General features: G+C 56.0%; 8 protein-coding genes. 4 read left to right on the top strand and 4 right to left on the bottom strand.

Annotated elements, in window-relative coordinates; all coding sequences use genetic code 11:
* Window positions 1-1,385 precede the first annotated feature (1,385 nt).
* Window positions 1,386-1,649, bottom strand: a complete 264-nt coding sequence (locus WKK33_RS10810) for a hypothetical protein (protein WP_337933823.1) — start codon at window positions 1,647-1,649, stop codon at window positions 1,386-1,388.
* Window positions 1,650-1,969: 320 nt separating this feature from the next.
* Entirely contained in the window at window positions 1,970-2,470 is a 501-nt protein-coding gene (locus WKK33_RS10805; protein ID WP_337933822.1) for a hypothetical protein, read from the bottom strand.
* A gap of 442 nt (window positions 2,471-2,912) precedes the next feature.
* Here WKK33_RS10805 and WKK33_RS10800 point away from each other — a divergent pair, with 442 nt between their 5' ends.
* The 3 genes from WKK33_RS10800 to WKK33_RS10790 all read left to right on the top strand — a co-directional run bounded on the left by WKK33_RS10800 (window position 2,913) and on the right by WKK33_RS10790 (window position 8,911).
* Window positions 2,913-4,433 (top strand): sulfatase, encoded by a 1,521-nt coding sequence (locus tag WKK33_RS10800; RefSeq protein ID WP_337933824.1) that lies wholly within the window; start codon window positions 2,913-2,915, stop codon window positions 4,431-4,433.
* A gap of 73 nt (window positions 4,434-4,506) precedes the next feature.
* Window positions 4,507-5,595 (top strand): aminoglycoside phosphotransferase family protein, encoded by a 1,089-nt coding sequence (locus WKK33_RS10795; protein WP_309438338.1) that lies wholly within the window; start codon window positions 4,507-4,509, stop codon window positions 5,593-5,595.
* A 94-nt stretch (window positions 5,596-5,689) separates the two neighbouring features.
* A complete protein-coding gene (locus WKK33_RS10790) occupies window positions 5,690-8,911 on the top strand; it encodes a S41 family peptidase (protein ID WP_337933821.1) in 3,222 nt (1,073 codons plus the stop codon).
* Between the two features lie 158 nt (window positions 8,912-9,069).
* On the opposite strand, the gene WKK33_RS10785 is transcribed toward WKK33_RS10790, so the two are convergent.
* Window positions 9,070-9,534, bottom strand: a complete 465-nt coding sequence (locus WKK33_RS10785; RefSeq protein WP_215759916.1) for a MaoC family dehydratase — start codon at window positions 9,532-9,534, stop codon at window positions 9,070-9,072.
* 244 nt (window positions 9,535-9,778) lie between these two features.
* Here WKK33_RS10785 and WKK33_RS10780 point away from each other — a divergent pair, with 244 nt between their 5' ends.
* On the top strand, window positions 9,779-11,665 hold the full coding sequence (locus WKK33_RS10780; protein ID WP_337933820.1) for a heavy metal translocating P-type ATPase: 1,887 nt from the start codon (window positions 9,779-9,781) through the stop codon (window positions 11,663-11,665).
* 130 nt (window positions 11,666-11,795) lie between these two features.
* On the opposite strand, the gene WKK33_RS10775 is transcribed toward WKK33_RS10780, so the two are convergent.
* Window positions 11,796-14,171: a TonB-dependent receptor gene (locus tag WKK33_RS10775; protein ID WP_337933819.1), complete on the bottom strand. Its 2,376-nt coding sequence runs from the start codon at window positions 14,169-14,171 to the stop codon at window positions 11,796-11,798.
* Window positions 14,172-14,741: the final 570 nt, after the last annotated feature.

Below are 14,741 nucleotides of genomic sequence, written 5' to 3'. Positions count from 1 at the left end.
CATAAATTAAAAATAATGGTCAAAATATTTGGATTTTAACATAGAAAGCGAATTAGTGTAATCGTTTTATGATTACCAATTTCAACGAATTTAGCTAACGCAATTAGAAAAAATTCGAAAATTCGTGTAATTTGTTGTTACGCCGTCTGAGGCTTAATATAAAAACATTCGGCGTAAGAGAAAATAGGGGGACAACAATAATGAGCGATTAGCGCCCGGAACATCGTCTGAGGCTATACTTGTTCGGGGAGATACGAACCGTTATTTAGCCGCAATAGGTTGTGCGCGGAGCGTTGGACCATGGGCGACGGGTGAACTGACGGTTGCAAAACGCAAAGGCGTTTGTCCTGCTTTTTGGTGAAAAAGTTGGTAGATGATTTTGCGTGAAATAGCGCACGAAAACGCGGATTTTGCGAGATGTGCGACCAAAAACCGACTTCCCAATTTGCCGTTAGGCATCTTCCGACTTGCGATTGGCCATCTTTCGAGCCTCGATTGGGCATGTTCCGAGGTGAGGTTAGGCATGTTTCGCAATGCGAAAGACCATGTTTCGCAATGCGGAAGGTGAATTTTGGGGCGTTGAATGAGCTCTCGGAGTGGTAAGGTGTTAGTGGTCAGGTGGTTACGAAACTTGCGTGAGAATCGCGTATTTGCGACCGAAGGCATGGTCGGTCGTAAAAAACAATGTAGATTTCAATATAGATTGTTGCGATATTTGAATAAGGCAGGATAGAGGCTGCGCCCGGAATGGTGACGCTTTCCATTGGCGGCCAGCACTCCTGTCGTAGAAGAGCGTGGTGCTTGCCGTTGAGTAAGGTTCGTCCGATATCCTCTCTTTTCCGACTCATCCGACATTTGGAAATATTTGCAGTCCGTATCACTTTAATAGTTCTGATCTCAGACGACTTTCATAACGAATAGTTTATTTGACCTCGGACGGCGTACCAACGGTCCTGTTGGATGAATCCGTGTCGTTTCCTCCTCTGGCATGAGATGTCAGAAGGCGTTCATCTTGCCTAGCCGTCCATGGTGGCAGGTTCGCCTGTATACTCCGTTTTTCCGATGTGGTCGTGGGTCTCGAACGCCGGGCTTATGGTTCTACTCGTTGGCCCTGTTCCTTGGAATATGGAGGCCTTCACGTTCTCCTTGCCGAAGATCTCGAGGCCTTCGGCTTTGTAATTCGTTTCGTATTCCCTTTGACGTTAGATTGTTGTTAGAAATGTTAGTTGTTACTTGTTGCGGCCTGTTGCACAATCGAAAATTGTGCAGATAATCTAGATTGCGATGAGAAATGTCAGGGTTTATCTTCCTCCTTTCTGTCGATTTGTTAGTTAGATAGTTTTGTTATAAATGCCCGTCAAGCCGATAGCGCAGCTTTGGCTCATTTAATCAACGCAGAACCATGGCGACACGTATACTGGGTCGTTGAAATCGACAACCTCTCCCTTGTCGTCGAGAGACAAGATGTCGTCCTCGTACACCTCGTAGCGGGCCACGTGCGCATCCGCACCGCACTCGCGCTTGTCGTCAACAATCTTCTTGTTTCCAATCAGGAAACGGATGTGCGACTCCGCATACTCGAGGCTGCTTTGGCAGTCTACGCGAGACGCTTGGTTGGCCTCGTCGATGAAATAAATCACATACTTCATAATTGATGAAAATTAAATGGTTATAGAATGTTAGCTAAACAACGCTAGCACCTGTTTGCTGATTTTCTTTCGAGCAGAGATATAGTTTGATGTCATTGTGATGTTCGGTACATTTCCGCTTATGTGGCCCATCATGATGGCAATCTGCTCCAATGGGCAACCCTTGAGCGACGGGAGCGTTGCGAAGGTCCTGCGACCTGTGTGTCGCAATGAACAGGTACTTCTTCCCGACCTTCGTCTTGCCGTTCGAAAATACGGACACCTCGTCGGTTATACCGCACGCCTGTTCCGCCAAGCGTACGTGTGTTGGCCAAACGCCCTTAGACGAGAGACACGGTTGCCACGCCGGACAGTTTGCCCCTCTTCTTCTCAACGACATACCCTCCCATTATGCGCAACATCGAGAGGCTGTTCTCGTAGAAAGGCTTGTCGACAACAATATATGTGGATGAATACAACACATGGCTACTAATCCTTGACGCGTAGTTGGAGAACCCTTCCGAGCCATAGTTGCGAAGACTGTATTCAAACGCCTTGTCGGAGTCTATGTTCATGAATTTCCATCCGCGCTCCCTTTCGTCGTCTGACAGGTTCCAATACTCGTGATAGTCCCATCCGTACTCTCCGTCCGTCTTCATCCTCTCAACCTCCTCGTTTGTCTTGATGTCAAGGAACCGCTGGAGGAACACCACAAGTTTGCTGTTGATGTCGCGCTCGGAGAAATACTCCGCTACGGTGTTCATGAAGCCCGTTGTGTCGAACTTGTTCAGAACGAATCCCTTCTCTTTCAGAAGATCTTTCGCCGTGATGATTTTTCCCATAAATGCTTAGTTGTTCTATAGGTTCATATACCTTTGCAAAGATAGTAAATCTGAATAACAATCCAATAAATACCGTTGTTTTTTTAGCTCCTGCCACGGACTATGTCGGGTTTGCCGTTCTTTCTAATGAAAGCGGCAGAGCCGAGCGACCGCATCTGAGCGTAATTACTTATGTGTGACTTTTATTAATCCAGATGTCGGATGGCTCCCTATCCCTTCCTCCGCACCCTTCTTCTCGTTCCCAATGGGATGGAAGGCTGCGCACATGGGAGCGACACTTTCGAAAGAATTGCGCGCTTTGAGGAAAAGAAATGGGCGAAAAGGTTTCATGGTTCACCTTTTTGTATTAACTTTGCAACAAATTATGGGCACCCGTGCGGGCATCCCAATGAATAATACCTAATAGCTAATGAAATCGGACAACATGCGTTTCTATTCCGCAATGCTCATGGCAGGATGCGGACTGCATGCCGCTGCACAGACGCAGCGACCTAACATTGTGTTCATCATCACCGATGACCACTCGTTCCAAACCATCTCGGCCTATGGCAGCGAGGTGTCGAAACTGGCACCCACGCCCAACATCGACCGTTTGGCTAACGAGGGCGCACGCTTCGACGACGCCTTCGTGGAGAACTCGCTCTCCACTCCCGCCAGAGCTTGTCTGCTCACCGGACTCTACAGTCACCAGAATGGCCAGCGCACCCTCGGCAAGGGTATCGATTCCACCAAGACCTTCGTGTCTGAGCTCCTGCAAGACGCCGGCTATCAGACGGGTGTTGTGGGTAAGTGGCACATGCAGTGCCGCCCGAAGGGTTTCGACTTCTTCCGCATCTTCGAAGGCCAGGGCGACTACTACAACCCACTCGTCCTCTCACACGACTCGAACGGCAAGTATGAGCGCGAGCAGGGCTACGCCACCGACATCGTTACCGAGCATGCCGTGGAGTTCCTCAACCAGCGCGATGAGCAGAAGCCTTTCTTCCTGCTCGTGGAGCACAAGGCACCCCACCGCACCTGGATGCCCAACCTGAAATATCTGGGCCTCTACGACAAGGTAGAGTTCCCCCTGCCCACCACCTTCTGGGACGATTACGCCACACGCGGCACCTGCGCTTCGCAGCAGGAGATGACCATCGCACGCCACATGCAGCTGGCCTACGACAACAAGGTGTTTGAGGTCGACAACGCCATGCGCACCCGCATGCTCGACCGTATGGACCGCCTGCAGAAGCAGGCCTGGGACGCCTACTACAGTCCCCGCAACCGCGCCATGCTCGACGCCCACCTCACCGATAGCGCCCTGACGGTGTGGAAATATCAGCGCTACATGCACGATTACCTCTCTACCATCCACTCGGTGGATGAGAGCGTGGGTGAAATCTACGAATACCTGAAGAACCACAACCTGCTCGACAACACCATCCTCGTTTACTGCTCCGACCAAGGATTCTACATGGGTGAGCACGGATGGTTCGACAAGCGCTTCATGTATGAGGAGAGCCTCCGCACACCGCTGGTGGTGCGCTATCCGAAGGCCATCAAGCCCGGAACGGTCGACAAGCACTTGGTGCAGAACATCGACTTTGCGCCGACGCTGCTCGACGTGGCTGGCGTGGCGAAGCCCGAGACCATGTCGGGACGCTCATTCCTCGACCTCTTCGATGGTAAGGGTCAGGATTGGCGCCAGAGCATCTACTACCACTATTACGACTATCCCGCAGAGCACCACGTGCGCCGTCACGACGGTGTGCGCACCGACCGCTATAAGCTCATCCACTTCTATGGCGCTCCCATGGAGGGCGACCACGACACTGTGGACTACGAGGAGCTCTACGACATGCAGAACGACCCCAACGAGCTCAACAACCTCTACGGCAAGAAGGGTTACGAGAAGATCACCAAGGAGCTGAAGAAGGCGCTCAAGGACTATCGCAAGAACCTCAAGGTCGACGAGTATTAAACCAACAAATATCATGTGAGAGGCGCCTTGTTGGCGCCCTCACAACCTAATCACCTATAAATAACCTAACATTATGTCTACATTCAACTTAGACAACATCCTTTCGCAGTTCCTCATTGAGGGAAAGGTGGAAAGCGTGAAGCCGCTTGGCAATGGCCTGATCAATGACACCTTCCGTGTGGTGACCGAGGGCGACGCACCCGACTACGTGCTCCAGCGCATCAACAACAATATCTTTACCGACGTCGACCTCTTGCAGCATAACATCGAAGCTGTGACCGGTCACATCCGTCGCAAGCTCGAGGCTGCCGGCGCCGACGACATCGATCGCAAGGTGCTGCGCTTCGTGCCCACACAGCAGGGAAAGACCTATTACCTCGACAACGAGGGCCGCTACTGGCGCGTCTCGGTGTTCATCCCCGACGCTGTCACTTACGAGCAGGTGGATCCCACCTCGTCGCGCAACGCCGGAAAGGCGTTCGGCGAGTTTGAGAGCATGCTCGTCGACCTGCCTGAGCAGTTGGGCGAGACCATCCCCGACTTCCACAACATGGAGCTCCGCGCACGCCAGTTGCAGGAGGCCATCGAGCAGGACAAGGCCGGACGTGTGGCTGGCGTGGCCGACATCATCGCCGACCTCCAGAAGGACATGCACGAGATGTGCAAGGCCGAGCGCCTCTTCCGCGAGGGCAAGTTGCCGAAGCGCATCTGCCATTGCGACACGAAGGTCAACAACATGATGTACGACAAGCAGGGCAACGTGCTTTGCGTCATCGACCTCGACACCGTCATGCCAAGCTTCGTGTTCTCCGACTATGGCGACTTCCTCCGCACAGGTGCCAACTTCGTGGCAGAGGACGATCCCAAGATCGAGAACGTGGGCTTCAACCAGGACATCTTCCGCGCCTTCACCGAGGGTTACATAGAGTCGGCACGTTCGTTCCTCACACCCGTTGAGGTCGAGAACCTGCCCTATGCCGTGGCCCTCTTCCCCTTCATGCAGTGCGTGCGCTTCTTCGCCGACTACCTGAATGGCGACACCTATTATAAGATTGCTTATCCTGAGCACAACCTGGTGCGCACACGCAACCAGCAAGCGCTCTACCATCGTGTTACCGACAACTACGACATGATGGATAACTTCATCCGCACGCTCATCTAAGAGTGGGCCCTTTTTCCGCCTACCCCTCCCTTCTGCTGCTATAAGAGAAGGGGGTGGTGGGCGGCTTCGTTTCCAACTCACACATCTATAATCTATGAAAAGACATCTTCTTGCCATCGCAGCGCTTGCCATCAGTTCGGCGGCCATGGCACAACAAAACCCACTGTGGATGCGCCATAGCGCCATCTCACCCGACGGTAGCCAGATTGCCTTTGCCTATAAGGGCGACATTTGGACCGTGCCCGTAGCCGGAGGACAGGCCAAGCAACTCACCACCCATTCCGCCTACGACAGTTATCCCGTGTGGAGTCCCGACAGTAAGAACATAGCCTTCGTGTCGACACGTGAGGGAAGTCGCGACGTGTGGATCATGCCACGCGAGGGTGGGGCGCCCCACAGGCTCACCACCAACAGCGGATCGGAGACCCCCGTGGCCTTCCTCGACAACGACCATGTGCTCTTCGAGTCGCAGGTCATGCCCACGGCCCAGAGCATCTTCTTCGCCAATGGCAATTTCCCGCAGATCTATAGCGTCAGCGTCAATGGCGGCCGCCCCAAGCTCTATTCGGAGCTCACGCTGAAAGCGCCCAGCATCAACAGCAAGGGCGACGTGCTCTATTACGACCAAAAGGGATCGGAGGACCAGTGGCGCAAGCACCACACCTCGCCCATCACACGCGACATCTGGTTGCTTCGCGACGGCAAATACCGCAAGCTCACCTCCTTCGCCGGTGAGGACCGCGACCCCGTGTGGGGCAATGGCGACGCCTATTATTATCTGAGTGAGGAGGATGGAACGTTCAACGTGTACCGCGCCAGCGTGGACGGCACGGCCAAGCAGCAGCTCACCCACTTCAAGGGCAACCCCGTGCGCTTCCTCACACGCGCCAACGACGGCACGCTCTCGTTTGGCTACGACGGCGAGCTCTACACCCTGCGCGAGGGTGAGGAGCCCCGTAAGGTGAGCGTGAGTGTCACCGCCGACCGCATCGATGCTGAGCTCGATCGCCAGCTCCGCTATTCGGGTGCCTCGGAGATTGCCGTCTCGCCCAACGGAAAGGAGATTGCGTTTGTCATGCACGGCGACGTGTATGTGACCAGCGTCGACTATAACACCACCAAGCAGATCACCGACACGCCCGAGCAGGAGCGTTCCATCGACTTCTCGCCCGACGGACGCAGCATCGTCTACGCCGCCGAGCGCAATGGCCTTTGGCAAATCTACCAGAGCACCATCAAGAACAAGAAGGAGGATCTGTTCACCTACGCCACCGAGATTGAGGAGGAGCAGCTGGTGAAGTCGAACAAGACCAGCTTCCAACCCATGTATAGCCCCGACGGAAAGAGCGTGGCCTTCCTCGAAGACCGCACACGCCTCTGCGCAGTCGACGTGAAGAGCCACAAGGTGCGCCAACTCATGGATGGCAAGTACATGTATAGTTATTCCGACGGCGACCAGTGGTTCTCATGGAGCCCCGACAGTCGCTGGCTGCTGGCCAGCTACATCGGCACAGGCGGATGGAACAACCGCGACATTGCCCTCGTGCCTGCAGACGGCAAGGGCGAGATTCGCAACATCACCAACAGTGGCTACAACGACACCAACGGCAAGTGGGTGCTCGGCGGAAAGGCCATGCTCTTCCAGAGCGACCGTGCCGGTTACCGCAGCCATGGCTCATGGGGAACGGAGGATGACGCCTACATCATGTTCTTCGATGTCGACGCCTACGACCAGTTCCGCATGAGCAAGGAGGAGTATGCTCGCTGGAAGGAGACCAGCAAGGAGGAGCAGAAGAAGGAAGAGAAAAAGGAGAAGGACGACGAGAAGAAGGCTAAGGACAAGGCCAAGACCGCCTCGGCTGAGCCTGTCAAGCCCGAGAAGGTGGAGGCTTTGCAGCTCGATCTCGACAATTGCCGCGACCGCGTGATTCGCCTCACCGTCAACTCTTCGCACATGGGCGACGCTGTGCTCACCACCGATGGTAGCACTTTGTACTACCAGGCACGCTTCGAGGGCGGATCAGACCTCTGGAAGCACGACCTCCGCGAGGGCCGCACACAGCTCGTGGCCAAGAACATCGGCGGACAAGTGGTGCCCGACAAGGATGTGAAGAACCTCTATCTCTGTGGCGGCAGCATCCGAAAGTTCACGCTCGCCAACTCGCAGACCACCAACATCGGCTTCGAGGCCCGCTTCAACTACCGCCCCAACCAGGAGCGCGCATACATGTTCAGCCACGCCTGGCAGCAGGTGAAGGACAAGCTCTATGTGGAGGACCTCAACGGAGTGCAGTGGGATTACTACCGCACCACCTACGAGAAATTCCTGCCTTACATCAATAACGGATTCGATTTCAGCGAGATGCTCTCTGAGCTGTTGGGCGAGTTGAACGTTAGCCACACGGGTTCCACCTATTGGGGCAATGGCTACACCCTGTCCACAGCATGCCTCGGCCTCTTCTTCGACCCCGCTTACGAGGGCGATGGCCTGAAGGTTCAGGAGGTGCTGCGCCGTGGTCCGTTCGACGTGCGCAACACGAAGGTGAAGGCTGGCGACATCATCGAGGCCATCGATGGCGAGAAGATCGAGGCCGGCAAGGACTACAACGCCATGCTCGACGGCAAGGTGGGACGCCCCGTGCGTGTCATGCTGAAGGGCGGCCGCGAAGTGGTGGTGAAGCCCATCAGCAGTGGTGAGCAGAGCAAGTTGCTCTATCGCCGTTGGGTGGACCGCAACAAGGCCATGGTCGACAAGTGGTCGAACGGCCAGATTGCCTACGTCCACGTGAAGGCCATGGACTCTGAGAGTTTCCGCACCGTGTTCTCCGAGTTGCTCAGCGACTCCAACCGCCAGAAGAAGGCCGTCATCGTCGACGAGCGCCACAATGGTGGTGGATGGCTCCACGACGACCTCTGCACGCTGCTTAGCGGCCGCCAGTACCAGAGCTTCGTGCCCCGAGGCCAGTTTATCGGTTGGGATCCTTGGAACAAGTGGGTCAAGCCCTCGTGTGTGCTCGTCTGCGAGGACGACTACAGTAACGGCCACGGCTTCCCCTATGTCTACCAGAAGCTTGGCATCGGTCCCGTGATCGGTGCGCCCGTGGCAGGCACCATGACCGCCGTGTGGTGGGAAACCATGCTCGATGGACAGACCGTGTTTGGCATTCCGCAGGTGGGATGCCTCGGCATGGACGGCAAGTATGGCGAGAACCAAACGCTCATTCCCGACATCACCGTGTACAACACGCCTGAGCAGCAACTCTCTGGCGACGACCAGCAACTGCGTCGCGCCGTGGAGGAAATGCTGAAGAAGTAATCCCAAATAGCTCATTGAAAGGAGCTATGGCATCCTAATAATCTTCCCCTGTCGGTCTGATGATCGATGGGGGGATAAAGAAATCGCCCTCGCAGCTTGTGTGCTGCGAGGGCGATTTCTTTATGTTGAATGGTAGAGATCCCATTCAACATTCCCCATTATGAAAAGTAATAGAGGAACATGGCGTTACCCGTGAGCGCTGGCTTGCGCTGGCCTTCCACCTCGATGGCGAACTTGATGGTCACCTTGCAGATGCCACGGAGGTTCTCTATCTTAGAGAGCGTGGTCACGAGGCGCACGCGGCTGCCTGTAATGACTGGCACGCCAAACTTCATGTTGTCCATGCCATAGTTAACCATCATCTTCAGGTTGTGCACCTCGATGATCTGGTTCCACATGTAAGGCAGGAGCGAGAGCGTCAGGTAGCCATGGGCTATGGTGCTGTGATAGGGGCTCTCCTCCTTGGCGCGCTCCGTGTCGACGTGAATCCACTGGTGGTCGAGTGTGGCGTCGGCAAATTGGTTGATGCGGTTCTGGTCCACTTCCAGCCACTCCGACTCGCCGAGCTTCTTGCCCTCGTAGGCGGCAAACTCCTCGTAGGAGTTGATAATCAGTTTGCTCATAAATAGTATGGTTCATTTGGGGGCAGCCACAAGTGTTGGGCAGCCCGTGTGTGTTTATGATGCAAAGTTACTAAAAATTGCACAAGACGCCTGCCAGTGAGCAAATATAGCTCACCAAATTATCAATCTTTAACACTACGCCGCACCTTGTTGTAGACCGTTACATGGGCCTTCCCACTCACTTTGCAACCTGGTTGCAGGTGTAATTGCATACCTTTGCCGGCAATTACAAACGACTGATAATATGAACCAGAAATTATTAAGAGTAATCATGTCGGCCGCGTTGCTGCTGGGCGCGTGGCTGCTTACCCGTAGCGTGCCCATGCCCGTGTGGCAACAGTTGATCGTCTACCTCATACCTTATCTGCTCATTGGTTACGATGTGCTGGCCGAGGCTTGGGAGGGCATTTGCGAGGGCGACCCCTTCGACGAGGATTTCCTTATGGCCATAGCCACCATCGGTGCGTTGCTCATCGGTTTCCTGCCGGGTGCCGAGGTGCAGTTTGCCGAGGCGGTGTTTGTCATGTTGTTTTTCCAAGTGGGCGAGCTCTTTGAGCATTACGCCGAACACAAGAGTCGCCACTCCATTGCCAAGATGATGGACATCAGGCCCGATACGGCCCATGTGGTGCGAGGGGGCGAGGAGCTGACCGTGGCCCCTGACACCGTGGCTGTGGGCGAGACCATCGTGGTGCGCCCTGGCGAGCGTGTGCCGCTTGATGGCGTGGTGGTCGAGGGTGCGTCGAGCCTCAACACCGTGGCCCTTACGGGCGAGAGCGTGCCCCGACGTGTGACGCAAGGCGACGAAGTGGTGTCGGGATGCGTTAACCTCTCGGGCGTGGTGCGCATGGAGGTGCGCAAGGCGTTTGGCGAGTCGACAGCCACCAAGATCATTGAATTGGTGGAGCGCTCAAGCCAGAACAAGTCGAAGAGCGAGACATTCATCCATAAGTTTGCCCATGTTTATACGCCCATCGTGGTGGTGTTGGCGCTGGCCTTGGCCCTCATTCCGCCCTTCTTCATGGAGAGCTACGCCGAGGGCTTCGCTGTGTGGCTCTATCGCGCATTGACGTTCCTTGTGGTGAGTTGTCCGTGTGCCCTGGTCATCTCGGTGCCGCTCACCTTCTTTGGCGGCATCGGTGGTGCGGCGCGCAAGGGCATCCTCATCAAGGGAGGCAACTATATGGACACGCTGGCCAAGACCGGTACGGTGGTGTTCGACAAGACCGGCACGCTCACCAAGGGCATATTCTCCGTGAGCGCCGTGCATCCCGAGAAGCTCAGCCCCGAGGGGTTGTTGCATTTGGCCGCCCATGTGGAGCGCTATTCCACCCATCCCATTGCCGCAGCCTTGCGCGAGGCTTATCCTGGCGAGCACGACGGTTGCACCGTTGGCGATGTGCAGGAGGTGGCCGGACAGGGTGTCAAGGCCGTGGTGAATGGCCATGCGGTTTGCGTGGGCAACGAGCGTATGATGGAGGCTGTGGGCGCCACGGTCGGTGTGTGTGAGAAATGCCAAGGCCATGTGGGCACCGTGGCGCATGTGGCGGTCGATGGCAGCTATGCGGGCCATGTGGTGATTGCCGACCAGGTGAAGGCCGATGCGGCGCAAGCCATCGCCGACCTGAAGGCGTTGGGCGTGGCGCGTACGGTGATGCTCACAGGCGACCATCAGCAGGTGGCCCACGAGGTGGCGCGTAAGGTGGGTATAGATGAGACCCACGCCGAACTGATGCCTGCCGACAAGGTGGCGCAGGTGGAGCGCTTGCTCCGTCAGCAGCTTGCCGCGTCGACCCTGGCCTTTGTGGGCGACGGCATCAACGACGCGCCTGTGCTGGCTCGCGCCGATGTGGGCATTGCCATGGGTGCCATGGGTAGCGACGCTGCCATTGAGGCCGCCGACGTGGTGCTCATGGACGACAAGCCCTCTAAGATAGCCATGGCCATCCACATAGCGCGCCACACCATTGGCATAGCGCACCAAAACGCATGGTTTGCCATTGTGGTCAAGGTGGCCATCCTGGCCTTGGCGGCGTGTGGATGGGCTGGCATGCCGCTTGCGGTGTTTGGCGATGTGGGCGTCATGGTGCTGGCTGTGCTCAACGCCACGCGCGCCCTGCAAGCGAAATAAGAAAACCACAAGATACGGCAAACGGGCTGTAAGCATAGTGCTTGCAGCCCGTTTGTCGTAGGGGTGGGTTGTTGGCGTTGGTCCGCTAACGCAGCCCTTTGTGGTATATGTGTAAACACCCCCATTGGGGTTAAAACTCGAACAGCAGGCGGGCGTTGATTTGTCGGCCCGTGAGGTAGTTGGGCACCGCATATTGCTGGTTGGTCACGTCGGTCACCCAGTAGTAGGAGTTTACGTTGTTGATGCCCAACAGGTTGAGGCAGTCGAGGCTCAGCCAGATGTTGCGGAAGATGCTCTTGCGCTCGCGGTGCTCATTGTTGAGCACCCGATAGCTCATGCCGATATCGGCGCGCTTATACGCGGCGGCCCGGAAGGTGTTGGTTTCCAACTCGCGGTGGGGCGCCGAGAAGGGCAGGCCGTCGGCGTAGGCCAGTTTGAGGCTCATCTTCCACCTCGTGGTGCCAGGGAAATAATCGGTGAAGAAAAGGTTCAGGGCGTAGCGCTGGTCGGTGGGCATGGGCACCTTCACACCGTTGAGTTTCATCTTCGTGTCCATGACCGACAGCGTTACCCACGAGTCGGTGCCGGGCACAAACTCGCCGAAGAGCTTCAGGTCGAGTCCGGCGGCATGCCCCGACGCCTCGTTGCTGCCATAGTAAACCACCTTCACGTTGTTGATGGAGTAGGGCACCACGTTGCCCAGCAACTTATAGTAGAGCTCGGCGGTAAACTTAAACGGCCGGTTGTTCATGTTGAAGCGGTAATCCATGCCCGCTATGAAGTGGATGGAGCGCTGGCTCTTGATCTTGCGGTTGAGCGTGGCGCGGGTCACCCCCGCCACCGTCGACGTGTCGCGCAGCTCCTTGAAGAAGGGCGCCTGGTAGTAGAGTCCCGTGGCGAAGCGCAGCGTGACGTTGTGGTTGAAAGAGGGCGTGATGCCCAGCGACACGCGTGGCGACAGGATCGACTCCTTGTTGTAGTTCCAATGCGAGAAGCGCAAGCCATAGTTGAGCGTGAAGAGCGTGTGCTCGCCCGCTGAGCGGAAGCGCCACGTGTCTTGCACGTAGGTCTCCAGGCGGTTGGCGTTGAGCTCGTTGCGTGCCCGGAGCGAATAGATCATGAAGAGGTCCTTGCCTGTGTGGGGCACGCTATAGCCCGCCGAGTCGCGCATCTCATACTCCACCGAGTTCTCCTCAATATGCTCTTGCTTCCATGTCAGTCCCGCCTCCACGTCGTGCTGCTTGGCGGTGTGCTTCAGCAGCAGCTTCACGCTCTCCACATGCGCCTTCAGGTAGTTGCGCGCATGCTCAAAGTAGGTTCCCACGCCGAGGTTCTCTGAGGTCTCGGTCTGTGTGAGCCAATACTGCCCCTGTATGTCGTAACGCTCCTGCTCGCTCGTCGAGAACGACGAACCGAGGAGCGATACCGAGGTGGAATCGCCCAGATGGCGCGTTATGCCCAGCGTGCCGAAGAACGTGCGGAAGCGGTCTTTCTCCTGGCCGTCGAAGTAAACGCGGAACGAGCGCACGCTCTCCATGGTGCCAAACTTCGTTTCGCGGTCCTCGGGGTGGAAGTTGTAATGGTTGTCGGAGATGTTGCCAATGAAGTCGACCGTCCAGCGCTTGTTGGGCTTGTAGCTCAGGTAGGTCTGGTAGTCGAGGAAGTTGGGCTTGTATTCGCCCTTGGTCTCCAGCGATCCCAGCAGGTACTTTGTGGTTTTGTAGCGCACGCCGTTGGCCCACGCCAACTTCTTGTTGGAGAAGCCCACGTAGGCGCTTCCCCCCAAGAGCGAGGCGGCGGCCGTGGCCTCAAAGCGCTTGGGGCGGCGGTAGGTGATGTTGAGCGCCGACGACATCTTGTCGCCATACTTGGCCTCGAAGCCACCCGTCGAGAAGCCTATGCGCTCCACCATGTCGGGGTTGATCACCGACAGGCCCTCTTGCTGCCCGCTGCGCACAAGGAAGGGCCGATACACCTCCACGGAGTTGATGTAAACCGAATTCTCGTCAAACGATCCGCCCCGCACGTTATATTGCGACGAGAGCTCCGAGTGGGTCGACACGCCCGCCTGGCTCTGAATGAGCTCCTCCACGGCGTTGCCCGTGGTGGAGGGCAGGCTGCGGAGCGGCTTGGTGCTGATGTCTTGCGTCTGCCCACTCTGAATTTTTTGCCCCGCCACGGTCACCTCGCCCAACGTGTTGGCCTGTTCGCTGAGCGTTACCTGTAGCGTTTGGGTGCCCTTGGGGCGGCGGAGCACGCGGGTCTTGGAGCGGTAGCCAAGCATGGAGAACTTCACCACCACCGAGTCGGCCGAGAGCAGCTTCAGCTCATACTGGCCTTGCAGCGAGGTAACGGTGGCGCGGCCTTGGCTGGGGCACGTCACCGACGCAAACTCCACAGGGTTGCCCTCACCGTCGGTTATGCGGCCACGGAGGGTGAACGTCTGCGCCACGCAGCCTAAGGCCGTGGCGAGGAGCGCAAGGAGAAACAGAAATCTACGGTTCATATATAGATCTTAACGCAAGAAACGGCGATTTATTATTATCAAGAAGCAATTTCGCTAAGATGAAATATGGGGCATGGGCTCAGGCGAACCGACCGCCCGAGGTGTGCAACCGCATTGTAACAGGTGTGAAGGGTTTCTTCAAACGGTTGTAACGACATCGGCGCAACCCTGCCCAAGGGCTTAGGCGTTCTTTGGGCTTTCAGCCCGTTTGGGTTGACTTTTGCGGGTCGCTCCCCATGTAGGACGACTTTGAATTTTGGCGACAATCTATATTGAAATCTACACTGTTTTTGTCCACGACCGAAGCATTGGGCGGAAATGCGCGATTCTCAGCGTTATTATGCAATCGGTTGACAAACAGGATGTTAGCGTAAGAAGTGGGATTTCGTGGTTCCAAATCAATCGTTCTGCGCTGCGAAACATGCCTAACCGAGCTACGATACATGGTCTTTCGAGCCTCGATACATGGCCTTTCGAGGTGCGGTTAGGTAGGTATCGCAACTCGAAACATGCCTAACTGTCTTTTCCTGATTTCACTTGTCAGTTTTTACCCTGGTTTACTATAATGCT

The sequence above is a fragment of the Hallella sp. genome (genome assembly GCF_037460745.1).
GTDB lineage: Bacteria > Bacteroidota > Bacteroidia > Bacteroidales > Bacteroidaceae > Prevotella > Prevotella faecis.
The sequence above is the reverse complement of the archived record's forward strand: the minus strand, read 5'-3'. Positions and strand labels throughout refer to the sequence as shown.

Excerpts from the sequence above, each read along its gene's own strand:
- WKK33_RS10785 (WP_215759916.1), bottom strand. The coding sequence starts at position 9,534 with ATGAGCAAACTGATTATCAACTCCTACGAGGAGTTTGCCGCCTACGAG.
- WKK33_RS10795 (WP_309438338.1), top strand. The coding sequence starts at position 4,507 with ATGTCTACATTCAACTTAGACAACATCCTTTCGCAGTTCCTCATTGAG.
- WKK33_RS10800 (WP_337933824.1), top strand. The coding sequence starts at position 2,913 with ATGCTCATGGCAGGATGCGGACTGCATGCCGCTGCACAGACGCAGCGA.
- WKK33_RS10790 (WP_337933821.1), top strand. The coding sequence starts at position 5,690 with ATGAAAAGACATCTTCTTGCCATCGCAGCGCTTGCCATCAGTTCGGCG.
- WKK33_RS10805 (WP_337933822.1), bottom strand. The coding sequence starts at position 2,470 with ATGGGAAAAATCATCACGGCGAAAGATCTTCTGAAAGAGAAGGGATTC.
- WKK33_RS10775 (WP_337933819.1), bottom strand. The coding sequence starts at position 14,171 with ATGAACCGTAGATTTCTGTTTCTCCTTGCGCTCCTCGCCACGGCCTTA.
- WKK33_RS10810 (WP_337933823.1), bottom strand. The coding sequence starts at position 1,649 with ATGAAGTATGTGATTTATTTCATCGACGAGGCCAACCAAGCGTCTCGC.
- WKK33_RS10780 (WP_337933820.1), top strand. The coding sequence starts at position 9,779 with ATGAACCAGAAATTATTAAGAGTAATCATGTCGGCCGCGTTGCTGCTG.